This is a genomic window from Kitasatospora sp. NPDC056446 (assembly GCF_042796115.1).
Lineage (GTDB): Bacteria > Actinomycetota > Actinomycetes > Streptomycetales > Streptomycetaceae > Kitasatospora.
This window is the reverse complement of sequence record NZ_JBHTRF010000046.1, coordinates 13,297-29,136: the sequence shown is the minus strand read 5'-3', so window position 1 is coordinate 29,136 and position 15,840 is coordinate 13,297. Positions and strand designations below refer to the sequence as shown.

The 15,840-nt window shown below is 73.4% G+C and carries 17 protein-coding genes; 11 read left to right on the top strand and 6 right to left on the bottom strand.

Annotation, left to right across the window (positions count from 1 at the left end):
- Nucleotides 1-43 precede the first annotated feature (43 nt).
- From ACFQ6N_RS25875 to ACFQ6N_RS25855, 5 genes are read left to right on the top strand one after another with little or no spacing between them, the layout of a single operon-like run.
- On the top strand, nucleotides 44-2,020 hold the full coding sequence (locus tag ACFQ6N_RS25875; protein WP_380653530.1) for an ATP-binding protein: 1,977 nt from the start codon (nucleotides 44-46) through the stop codon (nucleotides 2,018-2,020).
- Nucleotides 2,017-2,448, top strand: a complete 432-nt coding sequence (locus ACFQ6N_RS25870) for a roadblock/LC7 domain-containing protein (protein WP_380653527.1) — start codon at nucleotides 2,017-2,019, stop codon at nucleotides 2,446-2,448. Before ACFQ6N_RS25875 ends, ACFQ6N_RS25870 begins: the two co-directional genes overlap by 4 nt.
- Nucleotides 2,445-2,798, top strand: a complete 354-nt coding sequence (locus ACFQ6N_RS25865; protein ID WP_380653524.1) for a DUF742 domain-containing protein — start codon at nucleotides 2,445-2,447, stop codon at nucleotides 2,796-2,798. The genes ACFQ6N_RS25870 and ACFQ6N_RS25865 overlap by 4 nt, the downstream gene beginning before the upstream one ends.
- Nucleotides 2,776-3,462 carry an ATP/GTP-binding protein gene (locus ACFQ6N_RS25860; RefSeq protein ID WP_380653522.1) on the top strand — a complete coding sequence of 229 codons (687 nt, stop codon included), beginning with the start codon at nucleotides 2,776-2,778 and terminating at the stop codon, nucleotides 3,460-3,462. Before ACFQ6N_RS25865 ends, ACFQ6N_RS25860 begins: the two co-directional genes overlap by 23 nt.
- Nucleotides 3,459-4,652 (top strand): cytochrome P450, encoded by a 1,194-nt coding sequence (locus ACFQ6N_RS25855; protein ID WP_380653519.1) that lies wholly within the window; start codon nucleotides 3,459-3,461, stop codon nucleotides 4,650-4,652. Before ACFQ6N_RS25860 ends, ACFQ6N_RS25855 begins: the two co-directional genes overlap by 4 nt.
- Nucleotides 4,653-4,787: 135 nt before the next feature.
- Here the strand turns inward: ACFQ6N_RS25855 and msrB are convergent, their stop codons facing one another.
- The 4 genes from msrB to ACFQ6N_RS25835 form a co-directional block, all read right to left on the bottom strand.
- Nucleotides 4,788-5,192: a peptide-methionine (R)-S-oxide reductase MsrB gene (gene msrB, locus ACFQ6N_RS25850; RefSeq protein WP_380653516.1), complete on the bottom strand. Its 405-nt coding sequence runs from the start codon at nucleotides 5,190-5,192 to the stop codon at nucleotides 4,788-4,790.
- A gap of 28 nt (nucleotides 5,193-5,220) precedes the next feature.
- Nucleotides 5,221-6,651 (bottom strand): UDP-N-acetylmuramate--L-alanine ligase, encoded by a 1,431-nt coding sequence (murC, locus tag ACFQ6N_RS25845; protein ID WP_380653513.1) that lies wholly within the window; start codon nucleotides 6,649-6,651, stop codon nucleotides 5,221-5,223.
- 155 nt (nucleotides 6,652-6,806) lie between these two features.
- Complete coding sequence (locus ACFQ6N_RS25840) at nucleotides 6,807-7,268, bottom strand: indole-3-glycerol phosphate synthase (protein ID WP_380653511.1); 462 nt, start codon at nucleotides 7,266-7,268, stop codon at nucleotides 6,807-6,809.
- Nucleotides 7,269-7,340: 72 nt separating this feature from the next.
- A complete protein-coding gene (locus tag ACFQ6N_RS25835; RefSeq protein ID WP_380653508.1) occupies nucleotides 7,341-8,111 on the bottom strand; it encodes a pyrimidine reductase family protein in 771 nt (256 codons plus the stop codon).
- Nucleotides 8,112-8,162: 51 nt separating this feature from the next.
- On the opposite strand from ACFQ6N_RS25835, the gene zapE reads away from it, so the two are divergent.
- The 6 genes from zapE to ACFQ6N_RS25805 all read left to right on the top strand — a co-directional run bounded on the left by zapE (nucleotide 8,163) and on the right by ACFQ6N_RS25805 (nucleotide 14,226).
- A complete protein-coding gene (gene zapE / locus ACFQ6N_RS25830) occupies nucleotides 8,163-9,281 on the top strand; it encodes a cell division protein ZapE (RefSeq protein ID WP_380653505.1) in 1,119 nt (372 codons plus the stop codon).
- Between the two features lie 57 nt (nucleotides 9,282-9,338).
- The gene (locus tag ACFQ6N_RS25825) at nucleotides 9,339-9,713 is read left to right on the top strand and encodes a type II toxin-antitoxin system RelE/ParE family toxin (protein ID WP_380653502.1); all 375 of its coding nucleotides are present in this window, start codon (nucleotides 9,339-9,341) and stop codon (nucleotides 9,711-9,713) included.
- On the top strand, nucleotides 9,710-10,018 hold the full coding sequence (locus ACFQ6N_RS25820; RefSeq protein ID WP_380653499.1) for a helix-turn-helix domain-containing protein: 309 nt from the start codon (nucleotides 9,710-9,712) through the stop codon (nucleotides 10,016-10,018). Before ACFQ6N_RS25825 ends, ACFQ6N_RS25820 begins: the two co-directional genes overlap by 4 nt.
- A gap of 44 nt (nucleotides 10,019-10,062) precedes the next feature.
- The gene (gene uvrB, locus ACFQ6N_RS25815; protein ID WP_380653496.1) at nucleotides 10,063-12,153 is read left to right on the top strand and encodes an excinuclease ABC subunit UvrB; all 2,091 of its coding nucleotides are present in this window, start codon (nucleotides 10,063-10,065) and stop codon (nucleotides 12,151-12,153) included.
- A 253-nt stretch (nucleotides 12,154-12,406) separates the two neighbouring features.
- Nucleotides 12,407-12,985, top strand: a complete 579-nt coding sequence (locus ACFQ6N_RS25810; RefSeq protein ID WP_380653494.1) for a TerD family protein — start codon at nucleotides 12,407-12,409, stop codon at nucleotides 12,983-12,985.
- A gap of 260 nt (nucleotides 12,986-13,245) precedes the next feature.
- Nucleotides 13,246-14,226, top strand: a complete 981-nt coding sequence (locus ACFQ6N_RS25805; RefSeq protein WP_380653491.1) for a TerC family protein — start codon at nucleotides 13,246-13,248, stop codon at nucleotides 14,224-14,226.
- A gap of 89 nt (nucleotides 14,227-14,315) precedes the next feature.
- Here the strand turns inward: ACFQ6N_RS25805 and ACFQ6N_RS25800 are convergent, their stop codons facing one another.
- On the bottom strand, nucleotides 14,316-14,969 hold the full coding sequence (locus ACFQ6N_RS25800; RefSeq protein ID WP_380653488.1) for an MBL fold metallo-hydrolase: 654 nt from the start codon (nucleotides 14,967-14,969) through the stop codon (nucleotides 14,316-14,318).
- 54 nt (nucleotides 14,970-15,023) lie between these two features.
- On the bottom strand, nucleotides 15,024-15,761 hold the full coding sequence (locus ACFQ6N_RS25795; protein ID WP_380653485.1) for a maleylpyruvate isomerase family mycothiol-dependent enzyme: 738 nt from the start codon (nucleotides 15,759-15,761) through the stop codon (nucleotides 15,024-15,026).
- Between the last annotated feature and the right edge of the window lie 79 nt (nucleotides 15,762-15,840).

Here is a 15,840-nt window from a genome sequence, read left to right as displayed (position 1 = left end):
CGCCCCCGCCCGGCCCGACCCGCAAGCACCCCCGAGGACATCGATGACGCAGATCGCGCTGATCGCCCTGGCGCTGGTCGCCGCCGTGGCCGCGGCCGTGCTCGCCCGCGGCCGGGCCGGGGCCGCGGCCCGGGCGACAGCCGCCGAGACCGCGCTCGCCCGGGGCGAGGAGCGCGCCCGCGTCGCCGAGGGCCGCCTGGCCCGCGCCGAGCAGCAGGTGCGTGAGGCGCAGGAGACCGCCCGGCGCTCCACCGAGGACGCCCGGCGGGCCGAGGGCCGCACCCGCGCCGCCGAGGACGCCGCCCGCGAGGCCCAGGACGCCGCCCGCGAGGCGCAGGACACCGCCCGGGACACCGTCCGGGAGTCACAGGAGGCCGCCCGGGACGCCGCCCGGCAGAGCGCCGCCGCGACCGCCCGCGCCGAGGAGGCCGACCGGGGCCTCGCCACCGCCGAGGCACGCGCCGCCGCGCTGCTCGCCGAGATCGGCCACCTCGCCCAGGAACGGGTCGCCGCCACCGCCGTCCGGCTCACCCACGCCAACGCGCCGCTGGTCGGCCCGCTGGACCCGCGGGCCGTCGGCCCCGAGGCGGTCCGGGCACTCCAGTCCGTCCTGGACGCCGCCACCGCCGCCCTCGCCGACGAACGCGAGCGGGTCGACGCCGCCGCCCGCGCCGCCATGCGCGGCGCCACCTCCCGGATCCAGACCCTGCTCTACCAGATCCAGAGCCTCGTCCAGCAGCTCCAGCACGACAACGACGACCCCCGGCTGCTGGAGGTCGACTTCCGCAACGAGGTGGCGCTGCGCCGGATCCAGACCGTCGGCGTGCTCTGCGAGGCCTGGCCCGGCCTCGCCCGCACCGACTCGCCGCTCGCCGAGGTGGTCGTCGGCGCGCTCTCCCGGGTGCCCGGCTACGCCCGGGTCAAGGTCGCCAACCACCTGCGGGAGCACCGGCTGGCGGTGGTCGCCCGGGCCGCCGAGCCGATCGCCGTCACCATCGCGGAACTGCTCGCCAACGCCACCTCCTACTCGCACCCGGAGACCGACGTCCCGGTGACCGTCCAACAGGGCGGCCGCGGCGCGCTGGTGATCATCGACGACAGCGGCATCGGCATGGACGAGGACCAGCTGCGCCGCGCCCGCCGACTGCTCGCCGGCCCGCCGGACGTCCTGCTCACCGAACTCGGCAACCCGCCCAAGACCGGCTTCGCGGTGATCGGCAAGCTCGCCCGCCAGTACGGCTTCGCCTGCCACATCGAGCCCTCGCCGTACGGCGGCATGCGGACCATCCTGCGCATCCCGGCCGGACTGGTCACCGTCGTCGACGACGGGCAACAGCTGTCGGTGCTCACCCCGCTGCCGCTGCGGGCCGGCGCCGGGCCCGCCCCCGCGCCCACCGTCGCCGCCGTCCCGCCGATGCGCGACGCCGACGAGCAGGACGGCCCGCGGCTCGCCGACCGCCACCACCAGCCGGGCCCGCACCCGGCACCGGCCATCCACGTGGTGCCCGACCCGGGCACGGCCCGCCCGGTGGCGGAGGCTGCGGGGACGGCAGCCTCCCCGCGGCCTCCGGCAGCGGCCGGTGCCCCGGAGACCGCCGGCGCCCCGGAGGCGGCCGGCTCGCCGGACTCGCCGGACTCTCCGGCCGACGACGGCAGCGGCCTGCCCACCCGGCGCCGCCGCCGCCCGACGGCCGCCGAGGAGCCGGGTACCCCCGCCGCCCCCGCGCCCCCCGCCACCACGGCCCCGGCCGCCCCCGGGCGCACCCCAGAACAGGCCGCCGCCCACTGGCAGGCGCTGCAACAGGGCACCGACTCCGGCCGCGCCGCCGTGGCGCGGGCCGCACGGGCGGACGCCGCGTCCGGGAACGGCGGCACCACCGCCGGTTCCCCGACCGCCATCGCCACCGCCACCGTCACCGTCACCGCCGCCGGTGCCGGAACCCCCGGCGACACCACCGCCGACCCCGACCCCGGTGGCCACACCACCGGCCCGACGCCCTTAGAAGGAGCCGAGCAGTGACCAGCACGCCCAGCCCGACCGCCACCGACGAGATCTCGTGGGTGCTGACCCCGCTGCTGGAGCTGCCGGGGGTGCTGCACGCGGTCATCGCCACCGGGGACGGCCTGGTCGAGGGCGCCTCGGACGGCCTGGGGCGGGCCTCCGCCGAGCGGGTCGCCGCGATGACCGCCACCGTGCACGCCGCCGCCCGCGCGTTCACCACCGCGTTCACCGACACCGAGCGCCCCCGGCTGGCCCAGACCGTGGTGGAGTCCGACCTCGGCTACGCCATCGTCGTCCCCGCCGGGGAGAACACCTCACTCGCCGTGTTCACCACCCCGGACGCCCAACTCGGCAACGTGTCCTACCAGATGCAGGTGCAGGTCGCCGCCCTGGGCCGCGCGCTCGCGAGCCCGTCCCGGCAGCAGGACGACACCGTCCGGTCATGACCGCCGTCCCCCGCAGGCGGATGGTGCCCGCCTACCTGGCCACCGGCGGCCGCAGCCGCCCCGGCACCGAGGGCTTCGAGCGGCTGACCGTCCTGTTCGCCGACCGCGCCGAACCGCCGACCGGGCTCGAACCCGAACACCGCCGGCTCTGGGACCTGCTGCGCCCCGGCGCGCTCACCGTGGTGGAGGCCGCCGCGCACCTGCGCCTGCCGGTCAGCGCCACGGTCTTCCTCGCGGCCGACCTGGTCGAGACGGGCTGCCTGCACGCCCGTGCGCCGATCCCGCGGGCCCAGCAGACCGACCGCTCCCTCGTCGAGAGGCTCCTCGTTGGACTCCGTGCGCTCCGGTGACCCGGACGGCGCCCCCGTCGGGCCGCCGGACCGGGTCGGCTACCTGCCCGACCGGGACCAGACGCTGATGAAACTGGTGGTCGCCGGCCCGTTCGGGGTCGGCAAGACCACGCTCATCCGCACCCTCTCGGAGATCGCCACCCTGCACACCGAGGAGGCGATGACCGAGACCGGGCGGCCGGTCGACGACCTGGCGGGCCTGCCCGAGAAGTCCACCACCACCGTCGCGGTGGACTTCGGCCGGCTCACCCTGCCCGGCAACGTCGTGCTCTACATGTTCGGCACCCCCGGCCAGCGCCGCTTCTTCCCGCTCTGGCAGGACATCGCCCGCGGCGCCCTCGGCGCCCTGGTGCTCGCCGACACCCGGCGGCTGGCCGACTCCTTCGAGATCATGGACATGGTCGAGGAGCAGGGCCTGCCCTACGCCGTCGCCGTCAACCGCTTCCCGGACGCGCCGGACCACCCGCCCGAGGTCCTGCGCGCCCACCTGGACCTGCACCCCACCACCCCGCTGCTGCTCTGCGACGCCCGCGAGCGCGAGGGCAGCCTGGACGCGCTGATCGCGCTGGCCGAGCACGTCCTCGAAGCCCTGCCCGCCGCCTCCACCGCCTCCACCGCCACCGCCGCCTCCACCGCCTCCACCGCCACCGAGGAACGCCCGTGACCGTCGAGACCCGTCCGACCCCGATCCACGGCCCGGTCTTCGCCGCCGACCCCCAGCTGGTCTACGAGCGGCTGCGCCGGCACGGCCCGGTGGCCCCGGTGGAGATCGCGCCCGGCGTCGAGGCCCTGCTGGTCACCGACTACCAGGCCGCCCTGGACCTGCTGCGCGACTCCGACACCTTCTCCAAGGACTCCCGCGCCTGGCAGCGGACCGTCCCGGCGGACTCCCCGCTGCTGCCGGTGCTCGGCTACCGCCCGACCGCCCTGTTCAGCGACGGCGAGACGCACGCGCGCTACCGGGCGGTGATCACCGACGCCCTGGCGCTGTTCGAACCGCACCGGCTCCAGCGCCAGGTCGCCGAGGCCGCCCACCGGCTGATCGACCGCTTCGCCGGCACCGGCCACGCCGACCTGATCGCCCAGTACGCCCGCCAGCTGCCCGCCTTCGTGCTGACCACCTGGTTCGGCGTGCCCGAGGAGCACCGGGACCGGGTGGTCGGCGCGATCACCGGGCTGATCGAGTCCACCGCCAAGGCCGGCGCCGCCTACGGGGAACTCCTCGCGGTGATCACCGCCATGGTCGCCGAGCGCCGCGAACGCCCCCGGCACGACCTCGCCTCCTGGTTCGTCACCCACCCGGTCGGACTGGACGACGACGAGGTGATCCGGCAGATCACCCTGACCATGATCGCCGGGCACGAGCCGACCACCAACCTCATCGGCAACGCCCTGCTGCGCCTGCTCACCGACGCCCGCTACGCCGGCTCGCTGTTCGGCGGCGCGATGACCGCCCACCAGGCGATCGACGAGGTGCTCTGGCACGAGCCGCCGCTCGCCAACCTCTCCGCCCACTACCCGCGCTACGACATCGTCTTCCACGGCCGCGAGATCAAGGCCGGCACCCTGGTCCTGGTCTCCTACGCGGCGGCCAACTCCCAGGCCGCGCCGCCCACCGACGACGGCGAGCTGCGCAGCGGCGAGAGCGCCCACCTGGCCTGGGCGGCCGGCCCGCACGCCTGCCCGGCCCGGGACCCGGCCCTGCTGATCGCGATCACCGCGATCGAGCAGCTCGGCAGCCGCCTCAGCGACCTCGAACTGGCCGGCCCGGCCGAGGAGTTGCTCTGGCGCCCGGGCCCGTTCCACCGGGCCCTGGTCCACCTCCCGGTCCGCTTCGAAGCGGTCGCCGGCTGAGCGGTCGCCGGCCGAGTGGGACCGGGCCGGACGGCAGGAGGCCAGGACACCGCGGGGTGTCCTGGCCTCTGGGCCTCCTGGCCTCCTGGCCTCCGGGCCTCCGGGCCGACGACGGCCGTCGCCGCCCGTCCGCCGTTACTCGGCCGGCCGGAGCGTCAGCGAGATGCTGTTGATGCAGTACCTCTGGTCGGTCGGGGTGCCGTAGCCCTCACCCTCGAAGACGTGCCCCAGGTGCCCGCCGCAGCGCGCGCACCGCACCTCCACCCGGCGCATGCCGAGCGTGGTGTCCTCGATGTACTGGACCCGGTCCCCGGCCAGCGGCGCGTAGTAGGACGGCCAGCCGCAGTGGCTGTCGAACTTGGTCTCGGAGCTGAACAGCTCGGCTCCGCAGGCCCGGCAGCCGTAGACGCCGACGGTCTTGGTGTCGGTGTACTCGCCGACGAACGGGCGCTCGGTGCCCGCCTCGCGGAGCACGTGGTACTCCTCGGGGCTGAGCTGCTCGCGCCACTCGGCTTCGGTCTTCTCGATCTCGTAGCTCATCACGGCTCCCGGTCGCGGTGGACGTAGGTCAGACGTTGGAAGCAACGTTCGCGAGGTGCTCCAGGCCTCCCCGCAGGTTGTCCAGGATGGCCGGCCCGAGGTTGGTGACGTCGCCCGCGCCCATGGTGAGCAGCAGGTCGCCCGGGCGGGCGAGGCCGGCCAGCAGGGCGGGGGCGGCGGCGAAGGAGTGCTCGGCGGTGACCTCGGCACCGGCCCGGAGGGCGGCGTCGATGATCAGTTCGCTGGTCACGCCGGGGATCGGGTCCTCGCGGGCCGGGTAGATGTCGAGCACCACCGAGGCGTCGGCCAGGGCCAGGGCCCGGCCCATCTCCTCGGCGAGCTGCTGGGTGCGGCTGAACAGGTGCGGCTGGAAGACGACCAGGACCCGGCCCGCGCCGTCCAGCCCCTCGCGGATCGCCTCCAGGTCGGCGGTCATCTCGGTGGGGTGGTGGGCGTAGGAGTCGATCACCTGGACGCCGGCGGCCTCGCCCTTGAGCTGGAGGCGGCGGCGCACCCCGGTGTAGGCGCCGAGCGCCTTGGCCAGGTCGGCGGCCGGGACGCCCAGCGCGACGCCGGCGGCCAGAGCGGAGACGGCGTTGTGGGCGTAGTGCCGGCCGGGCACCGAGACGGTGAAGGTCAGCTCGGTGCCGTCCAGGACGACGGTGACCTCGCTGGTCATGCCGCGGGCGACCACCGAGAGCACCCGGACGTCGGCGTCCTCGGCGGCGCCGACGGTGACCACGTTCAGGTCCTCGCGGCCGGTCACCCGGGAGGTCAGCTCGCGGGCGCCGTCGTGGTCGGCGGAGACCACCAGGGTGCCGCCGGGGACGATCCGGCCGACGAAGGTCTCGAAGGACTCGTAGATCTCGTCGATCGAGGCGTAGTTGGCGTGGTGGTCCAGCTCCACGTTGAGCACGATCGCCACCTCGGGCGCGTACTTGTGGAAGCTGCGGTCGCTCTCGTCGGCCTCGGCGACGAAGATCTCGCCGGTGCCGTGGTGGGCGTTGGAGCCGGGCGCGTCGAGGTCGCCGCCGATCGCGTAGGACGGGTCCAGGCCCAGCTCGCCGAGGGCGACGGCGAGCATGCTGGTGGTGGTGGTCTTGCCGTGGGTGCCGGCCACCGCGAGCGCGCGGCGGCCGCCCATCAGCGCGGCCAGCGCGTCGGAGCGGTGCACCACCGGGATGCCGCGCTCCCGGGCCGCGGCCAGCTCCGGGTTGTCGGCGCGGATCGCGCTGGAGACGACCACGCTGCTGGTGCCGTCCGGCACGTGCTCGGCGGCGTGGCCGACGTGCACGGTGGCACCGAGGGCGCGCAGCGCGAGGACGGTCTCGGACTCCTTGGAGTCGCTGCCGGAGACGCTGGCACCGCGCACTGCGAGGATCTTCGCCAGGCCGGACATCCCGGCGCCGCCGATGCCGATGAAGTGCGGGGCGTGCAGGTCGTGCGCGGCGTCGTTCAAGGCGTGGCTCCGTACGGGCGGGGGCAGACAGGGCGGGCGGACGGTTCGGTGCGGGGCGACGCCACGGACGTCGGGGACGCCGCAGGCGCCGCAGACGACAGAACCGTCCTCGCGGACGGACCGCAAGGACGATTCTGCACCACCGGCGCGCGGAGTCAGGAGTCGCTGGCGAACAGCCTGAGCACCGGCACCCCCACCTTGTGCCGGGCCTGGGAGGCCCAGTCGCGGTGGAAGAACTCCTCCACGAAGTGCGGGGAGGTGAGCACCACCACCTCGTCGGCCCGGTGCTCCTCGACCACCGCGCGCAGCCGTTCCAGCGGCTTCTCCTCGACCAGCTCGCCCACCGCGGCGGCCCCGGCCGAGCGCAGGTGGCGCAGGCTGTGCTCCAGCGACTCGGTGGCCACGGTGGGCCCGCTCTCGGACTCGTCGTGCTCGTGCACCACCTTGTCGAGGTGGCCGAGGGCCACGTCGTCCAGCGCCCGCAGCAGCTCGTCCTGCTTGCCGCGAGGCTGCATCAGGACGACGAAGGAGACCTTCTCGTCGCTGTGGAGCGTGGTGACGAGCTCCACGTCCGCGTCGGAGAGAGCCTTTTCGATCATCAGTACCGTCTTGAACACGTGAGTCCTTCCAGTGGCCGGCCCCCGGGCCCCGGCATCGCATAACGGGATCACGATCGAGGGGTCACGGGGTCATTCCGAACCCGGGCGACGCAGGTAGCGGGTGAAGAGGAATCCTTTCTGCTCGATCAATGAGACCAGTCGCATCCGCTGCACGTCAGGCATTTGCGCATCGTGGAGGATGCGCGGCGCGTCGCCGCCGGTGAGCAGCGGGGCCAGCGACAGGCACAGCTCGTCCAGCAGGCCCGCCGCCGCGAGCTGCCCCAGCAGGCGCGGACCGCCCTCGGTCAGCAGCCGCGTCCAGCCCCGCTCGGCCAGGGCCGCCACGCCCGCCCGCAGGTCCACCGAACCGGTCCCGGCGAGGACCAGGTCGGCCACCTCGGCGACCGCGCGGCGGCGCTCCTCGGGGGCGTCCTCGGTGGTGATCACCACCGTCCTGACCAGCGGGTCCGTGAACAGCGGCGCGGTCAGGTCCAGGTGCAGCGAGCGGGTCACGACCGCGATCGCCGGGGCCGGCGCCTGCCCGGCCGCCGCCCGCGCCGCCGCGAACTCCTTGCGGGCCCGGGCCGGCCGGTAGCCCTCCGCGCGGACCGTCTCCGCGCCGACCAGCACCACGTCCGACAGCGCCCGCAGCACCCCGAAGATCCGCTTGTCGGCGTCCCCGGAGAGCCCCTCGGACAGCCCGTCGAGCTTCGCCCCGCCGTCCAGGCCGGACACCATGTTGGCGCGCAGCCAGGGGCGGCCCCGATTCACCTGTTCGGGGTACGCGTACACGGCGGCGAGCGATTCCAGTGCGGCCGGATCGGCGACCGTCGCGGCGAGCGGGCTGATCAACTGTTGCATGCCCTCAGTCTTCCACCGTGGGCCGTTCGGGGGAGGCCGGAGGCGGTTCGAATGGCGCGGGGACCAGGCGTACCCTCTACTGATGTGCCCGCAGCCTCCCGCCCCGACACCGCGACCGAGTCGATAGCCGCCGCGAGCGCGTCCGGCTCCCCGATCGCGCTCACCGACCGCCGCCCCGTGGTGCCCGCCGAGCGGCTGGTCGCCGAGATGGTCCCGCCGCCCCGGTTCGCCGACGTGAGCTTCGGGTCGTACATCCCGGACCCGACCCAGCCCAGCCAGTACGAGGCCGTCCAGGTGCTGGAGCAGTTCGCGGCCACCCTCGCGGGAGGAAACGGTTCCGCGCCCAAGCGCGGCTGGTTCCGCCGCTCCGCCCCCGCGCCCACCGGTCCCGCCGGGGTCTACCTCGACGGCGGCTACGGCGTCGGCAAGACCCACCTGCTCGCCTCGCTCTGGCACGCCGCCCCCGGCCCCAAGGCCTTCGGCACCTTCGTCGAGCTGACCAACCTGGTCGGCGCGCTCGGCTTCCAGCAGGCCGTCCGCACCCTCTCCGGGCACACCCTGCTCTGCATCGACGAGTTCGAGCTGGACGACCCGGGCGACACCGTGCTGGTCTCCACCCTCCTCGGCCGCCTGGTCGAGGCCGGCGTCAAGCTGTGCGCCACCTCGAACACCCTGCCGGAGAAGCTCGGCGAGGGCCGCTTCGCCGCCGCCGACTTCCTGCGCGAGATCCAGGGCCTGTCCGCGCACTTCCGCCCGCTGCGGATCGACGGCCAGGACTACCGCCACCGCGGCCTGCCCGACGCCCCGCCGCCGTACACCGACGAGGCCGTCGAAGCCGCCGCCGCCCGCACCCCCGGCGCCTCCCTGGACGACTTCGACGCCCTGCTCGCCCACCTCTCCGCCGTCCACCCCAGCCGCTACGGCGCCCTGCTGGACGACGTCAGCGCGGTCTGCCTGCGCGGCGTGCACCAGGTCGACGACCAGTCCACCGCGCTGCGCCTGGTCGTCCTCGCCGACCGCATGTACGACCGCGAACTGCCCGTCACCGCCTCCGGCCTCCCCTTCGACCGGGTCTTCCCCGACGAGCTGCTCCGCGGCGGCTACCGCAAGAAGTACCTGCGCGCCGTCTCCCGCCTCGTCGCCCTCGCCCGCGACAGCGCGAAGGCCTGAACCCGTAACCCCGGCCCCGGTCACGCGTTGCTCCCTGACGGAGCAGAGGGGGGACGCATGACCGGCACCCGGGCCGCCTACACCGTCGAGATCGAGCCCGAGGTCCGTTCCTGGCTGCGCGGATGCCCGCTCGCCGAGTACCGGGCGGCCGAGCGCGCGGCCGACCGCCTGGCCGAGGACGGCGAGCTGCTGCCCTTCCCGCTGGCGAGCCACCTCGGCGGGCCGCTGCGGGAACTGCGGATCGGGCCGATGCGGATCACCTACTGGCTGGCTCCCGGACGGCGGGCTGTGCTGCTGACGGTCTTCCGCAAGACTAGGAGCCGGGAGACGGACGAAGTCGAGCGGGCCCGCCGCGCCCAGAAGACGTGCGAGGCCGAGCACATGCCCGCCGACGACCACCAGGTCTACGACAGGGACGAGGAGGACCGATGAGCAGCGGCTACCACACCCGTTGGATCGTGCCGCCGGAGCACCGCGAGAGCGAGGAGTACCGGGCGGCCGGCCGGCGGATGGCGCTGGCCGAGGCCGTGTACGCCCGCCGCTCCGCGCTCGGGTGGACGCTGGCCGAGCTGGCCGCGCGGGCCGGGCTGGACGAGGAGACGCTGGAAAGCATCGAGGAGAGCGGAGTCGATCCGACCCTGCTGCTGATCGAGTGCCTGGCCTCCGCCTTCGACGCCGCGGTCCGCATCGACCCGGCCCGCGAGCCCGCCATAAGGTTCGAGCCGCACGCGGCCTGACCGAAGCGGCGCCGGTTGTCAGTGGTGGGCCGTACGGTGGAGGCGTGCGTCCCATCACGAGTATTGAGCGGTCCGTGGCGCCCTTCGAGGTCGTCAGCCCCTTCCAGCCGAACGGTGACCAGCCGGCGGCGATCGCCGAGCTGGAACGGCGGATCAGGGGAGGGGAGAAGGACGTCGTGCTGCTCGGTGCCACCGGCACCGGGAAGTCGGCCACCACGGCCTGGATGATCGAGAAGCTGCAGCGGCCCACCCTGGTGATGGCGCCGAACAAGACGCTGGCCGCGCAGCTGGCGAACGAGTTCCGCGAACTGCTGCCGAACAACGCGGTCGAGTACTTCGTCTCGTACTACGACTACTACCAGCCCGAGGCGTACGTCCCGCAGACGGACACCTACATCGAGAAGGACTCCTCGATCAACGAGGAGGTCGAGCGGCTGCGGCACTCGGCCACGAACTCGCTGCTCACCCGCCGCGACGTGATCGTGGTCGCCTCGGTCTCCTGCATCTACGGCCTCGGCACGCCGCAGGAGTACGTGGACCGGATGGTGCAGCTCAAGGTCGGCCAGGAGGTCGACCGGGACGTGCTGCTGCGCCGCTTCGTGGACATCCAGTACGCCCGCAACGACGTGGCCTTCAGCCGCGGCACCTTCCGGGTGCGCGGCGACACCATCGAGATCTTCCCGGTCTACGAGGAGCTCGCCGTCCGGATCGAGATGTTCGGCGACGAGATCGAGGCGCTGTACACGCTGCACCCGCTCACCGGCGAGATCATCAGCCAGGACGAGTCCGTCTACGTCTTCCCCGCCTCGCACTACGTGGCGGGCCCCGAGCGCATGGAGCGCGCGGTCGCCGGCATCGAGACGGAGCTGGCGCAGACGCTCGACCGGATGGAGAAGCAGGGCAAGCTGCTGGAGGCCCAGCGGCTGCGGATGCGCACCACCTACGACATCGAGATGCTGCGCCAGATCGGCACCTGCTCGGGCGTCGAGAACTACTCGATGCACTTCGACGGCCGCGAGCCCGGCTCCCCGCCGAACACCCTGCTGGACTACTTCCCGGAGGACTTCCTCCTGGTCATCGACGAGTCGCACGTCACCGTCCCGCAGATCGGCGCGATGTACGAGGGCGACGCCTCGCGCAAGCGCACGCTGGTGGAGCACGGCTTCCGGCTGCCGTCCGCGATGGACAACCGCCCGCTGAAGTGGGAGGAGTTCCTGGAGCGGATCGGCCAGACGGTGTACCTGTCGGCGACGCCGGGCCCGTACGAGCTGTCGCGCGGCGACGGCCAGGTGCAGCAGATCATCCGCCCGACCGGCCTGATCGACCCCGAGGTGATCGTCAAGCCGACCGAGGGGCAGATCGACGACCTGGTGCACGAGGTCCGGGCGCGGGTGGAGCGGGACGAGCGCGTGCTGGTCACCACGCTGACCAAGAAGATGGCCGAGGACCTCACCGACTACATGCTCGGCCTGGACATCCGGGTCCGGTACCTGCACAGCGACGTGGACACCCTGCGCCGGGTGGAGCTGCTGCGCGAGCTGCGGGCGGGCCGGTACGACGTACTGGTCGGCATCAACCTGCTGCGTGAGGGCCTGGACCTGCCCGAGGTGTCGCTGGTGGCGATCCTGGACGCGGACAAGGAGGGCTTCCTGCGCTCCGGGACGTCACTGATCCAGACGATCGGCCGCGCGGCCCGCAACGTCTCCGGCCAGGTCCACATGTACGCGGACCGGATCACCCCGTCGATGGAGAAGGCGATCGACGAGACGAACCGCCGCCGGGCCGTGCAGCAGGCCTACAACAAGGAGCACGGGATCGATCCGCAGCCGCTGCGGAAGAAGATCGGCGACATCCTGGACACCCTCGCCCGGGAGGACGTGGACACCGACGAGCTGCTGTCCAGCGGCTACCGCAACCAGGGCAAGGGCAAGGCCCCGGTGCCGTCGCTGGGCGCGGACCGCAAGCCCGCGAAGTCCCTGCCGGCCGCCGAGCTGGCGGATCTGATCCAGGAGATGACCGACCGGATGCACACGGCCGCCGCCGACCTCCAGTTCGAGGTCGCCGCCCGGCTCCGCGACGAGGTCAAGGAGCTGAAGAGGGAGCTGCGGCAGATGCGCGAGGCCGGGGTGGCCTGACGGGACGGGTGGGGCGGGGGCGGGGCTTGGCCGGAATGGCACCGGTCAAGCCCGGCGGTGTCTCAGCCTTGCCACAAACGGGGAAACCCTGGCGGGGCGGGGGCGCCGCAGGGCCTAGGCTGGCCTGCGGCATCGCGCTCACGGGACGGGCACGGGCCGTAGCAGAGGGGGCCTCAGCCGGGGGACGGCGACGGGGTGTTCCACCGGGGTGCCGGGCGGCAGCGACCGCATGGCCGGCAGAGAGGACAACGTCGTGTCGGTGAACCTTGCCAAGGGGCAGCGGGTCAGCCTCCAGAAGGGGCCGGGCAGCGCCCTGACCGTGGTCCGGATGGGCCTCGGCTGGCAGGCGGCCCCCAAGCGGGGCCTGTTCGGCAGCCGGTCCAGGACGATCGACCTGGACGCCTCGGCGCTGCTGTACGCCGAGCGGACCCCGTCCGACGTGGTGTTCTTCCAGCACCTGGAGAGCAACGACGGCTCGGTGCGGCACACCGGGGACAACCTGGAGGGCGGGTCGGGGGCCGAGGACGACGAGGCGATCCTGGTCGACCTGCTGCACGTGCCGGCGCACATCACCCAGGTGGTGTTCACGGTGAGCTCGTACACCGGGCAGACCTTCGCCGAGGTGCAGCGGGCGCACTGCCGGCTGGTGGACGAGACCACCGGGGTGGAGCTGGCGCGCTACGAGCTGGCGGGCGGCGGGCCGCACACCGGGCAGATCATGGCCAAGGTGGTCCGGGACGGCGACGGCGGCTGGGAGATGCAGGCGATCGGGGCGCCGGCGAAGGGGCGTACCTTCCAGGACCTGCTGCCCGCGATCGAGCCCTACCTCTAGCCGGCCCGCGCGGGACGGGCCGACCGGCCCGGACGGCGCAGGGCCGCGCGGACGGCGCAGCCCGGGGGCGGTTCTTTACCTTCTTTACCTTCCTTTGCCCTTCCTGTTACTCTCGATGGCAGCGGAGGGGAGTATTCCTCGACAGCCGACCCCGTCATCACGGGCGCCCATCGCGGCGCCCCGGGGCGGCCGGCCCGACGGGCGGAAGAGACCTCCGGCAGTGACGATGACTGTCTCGCCTACCTGCCGGAGGAGCAGTAGTGGACGTTTCCGTAACCATGTGGGTCACGACGATCGGTGTGCTGATCGCCCTGATCGTGGCCGATTTCTTCATCGGTGGTCGCAAGCCGCACGAGGTCTCGATCAAGGAGGCCGGGATCTGGACGGCCGTCTGGGTCGTGCTGGCGCTGATCTTCGGCGGGTTCCTCTGGTGGCACTCCGGGGCGCAGCCGGCCGGTGAGTTCTTCGCCGGGTACATCACGGAGAAGTCGCTCAGTGTCGACAATCTCTTCGTGTTCATCCTGATCATGGGCAAGTTCGCGGTGCCCAGGATCTACCAGCAGCGCGTGCTGATGTTCGGTGTGATCATCGCCCTGGTGCTCCGCGCGGTGTTCATCGCGGGCGGCGCGGCGCTGGTCTCCGAGTTCTCCTGGGTGTTCTTCATCTTCGGCGCCTTCCTGATCTGGACGGCGTGGAAGCTGGTCAAGGAGGCCCGGGCCGACGAGGAGGAGGAAGAGTTCGAGGAGAACCGCCTGCTGAAGTCGATCACGCGGCGCTTCCCGGCCACCGACGACTACCGCGGCACCAAGCTCCTCGTCCGGGAGAACGGCCGCCGGCTGATCACCCCGATGCTGATCGTCATGCTGGCGATCGGCACCACGGACGTGCTGTTCGCCCTGGACTCGATCCCGGCCATCTTCGGCCTCACCCAGGACCCGTACATCGTCTTCACCGCCAACGCCTTCGCCCTGATGGGCCTGCGCCAGCTGTACTTCCTGATCGGCGGCCTGCTGAAGAAGCTGGTCCACCTGTCGTACGGCCTGTCGGTGATCCTCGGCTTCATCGGCGTGAAGCTGGTGCTGCACGCTGCCCACGAGGCCGGGGCGAACGTCCCGGAGATCGGCATCCCGTTCTCGCTGGGCTTCATCGTGGTGGTGCTGGCCGTCACCACGTTCACCAGCCTGCGGGCCTCCAAGAAGGCCGCCGAGGCCGAGCACGAGCAGGCGAAGCTCGACGCCTGACCCCGCCCGTAGCGCGCCACAGGCCCCCGCGACCGACTGCGTCGCGGGGGCCTGTGGCGTACCCGGGGCGGGCCCGCCCCGGGCGCGGACTACCAGCCGCGCTCGCGCCAGGTGTCGAGGTGGGGGCGTTCGGCGCCGAGGGTGGTGTCGTTGCCGTGGCCGGGGTAGACCCAGGCCTCGTCGGGGAGGACGTCGAAGATCTTCTCGTTGACGTCCCGGAAGAGGGTCCGGAAGGCCTCCGGGTCGCCCCAGGTGTTGCCGACGCCGCCCGGGAAGAGGCAGTCGCCGGTGAAGACGTGCGGGTGGCCCTGGGGGTCGTCGTAGACCAGCACGATCGCGCCCGGGGTGTGTCCGACCAGGTGGCGGACGGTGAGCCCGACCTGGCCGACCCGCAGGGTGTCGCCGTCCGCGAGCGGCAGCTCGGTGGGGACGTCGATGCCCTCGGCGTCGTGCTCGCCGGCGGCGGTGCGGGCGCCGGTGGTGGCGACCACCTCGGTGAGGGCGCCCCAGTGGTCGTGGTGCCGGTGGGTGGTGACCACGGTGGCCAGCTCGTCGCCGACGGTCTCCAGCAGCACCGGGGCGTCCGCGGCCGCGTCGATCAGCAGCTGCTCGTCGGTGGCCCGGCAGCGCAGCAGGTAGGCGTTGTTGTCGTACGGACCGACGGCGACCTTGGTGATGATCAGGTGGGCCAGCTCGCGCACGTCCGGCGGTCCGCCGACCTTGACCGCTCCGTGGTACGTCATGCCACTGCTCCTCGTCCGGCTCCGGCTACAGGGTTCAGGGTCATCCTCGCGCGGTCAGCCCATCGGGGGAAGCGGGGGGAGGCCGGTGTCGGGGGTGCGGCGCAGGGCGGCGCCGTCGGAGCGGCCGGAGAGCCAGGCGGTGAGCGCCCGGACGGGGCCCTCGACGGTCAGGGCGGGCTCGCCGGAGCCGATCACGGCGCGGTCCCCGGAGTCGTCGGCGACCAGCAGCGCGGCGGGCAGGCCGGCCTCGTCGGCCAGGTCCGCGGCGAGCTTGCGGAACTGGGCGGCGGCGAAGTCCTCGGGCCACTGGTCGGGGGTGTACCCGGCGGCCAGGTCGACGTGGTGGTACTCCAGCTCCAGCAGGCGCTTGTGCGGGATGTCGGAGGCCGGGAAGACGTAGCCGGTGCGGTGCCGGACCTCGGCCGTCCAGGCCTCGGCGGGCAGCTTCGCGGCCGCTGCCGCGAAGCGCTCGTGCGAGTCGCGCAGGTCGGCGAGCTGGGCCTGGACCGGGCGGGGGGCGTCGCGCTCGATGTCCCGGTCCCGGGCGTCGCCGCTCGCGTACTGCGGGATGTCGGTGCCGGTGCGGGCGCCGTCGAGCAGGTTGACCAGGGAGTCGGCGTTGCGGGCGAGGTGGGCCAGCACGTGGCCCCGGGTCCAGCCGGGGAGCGCGGAGGGCTCGGCGACGGCCTCGGGCGCCAGCCCGGCGGCGGTGCGCAGCAGGCGCTGGGTGCTCTCCTCGACCTGGTCGAGCCAGGCGGCGGCGGAGTCGGCGGCGGACTGCGGGTCGGTCATCGGACCTGCTTTCGCTACGGGGCGGGCGTTGCCCGCGGGGGGTTTCGCTCGTTGACCAGGCGACGCTATCGCCGAATCA

Bases quoted from the DNA above. Each gene is read 5' to 3' on its own strand.
- ACFQ6N_RS25875 (WP_380653530.1), top strand. From the start codon at position 44: ATGACGCAGATCGCGCTGATCGCCCTGGCGCTGGTCGCCGCCGTGGCC.
- ACFQ6N_RS25865 (WP_380653524.1), top strand. From the start codon at position 2,445: ATGACCGCCGTCCCCCGCAGGCGGATGGTGCCCGCCTACCTGGCCACC.
- msrB (WP_380653516.1), bottom strand. From the start codon at position 5,192: ATGAGCTACGAGATCGAGAAGACCGAAGCCGAGTGGCGCGAGCAGCTC.
- ACFQ6N_RS25835 (WP_380653508.1), bottom strand. From the start codon at position 8,111: ATGCAACAGTTGATCAGCCCGCTCGCCGCGACGGTCGCCGATCCGGCC.
- zapE (WP_380653505.1), top strand. From the start codon at position 8,163: ATGGCGCGGGGACCAGGCGTACCCTCTACTGATGTGCCCGCAGCCTCC.
- ACFQ6N_RS25825 (WP_380653502.1), top strand. From the start codon at position 9,339: ATGACCGGCACCCGGGCCGCCTACACCGTCGAGATCGAGCCCGAGGTC.
- ACFQ6N_RS25820 (WP_380653499.1), top strand. From the start codon at position 9,710: ATGAGCAGCGGCTACCACACCCGTTGGATCGTGCCGCCGGAGCACCGC.
- ACFQ6N_RS25800 (WP_380653488.1), bottom strand. From the start codon at position 14,969: ATGACGTACCACGGAGCGGTCAAGGTCGGCGGACCGCCGGACGTGCGC.
- ACFQ6N_RS25795 (WP_380653485.1), bottom strand. From the start codon at position 15,761: ATGACCGACCCGCAGTCCGCCGCCGACTCCGCCGCCGCCTGGCTCGAC.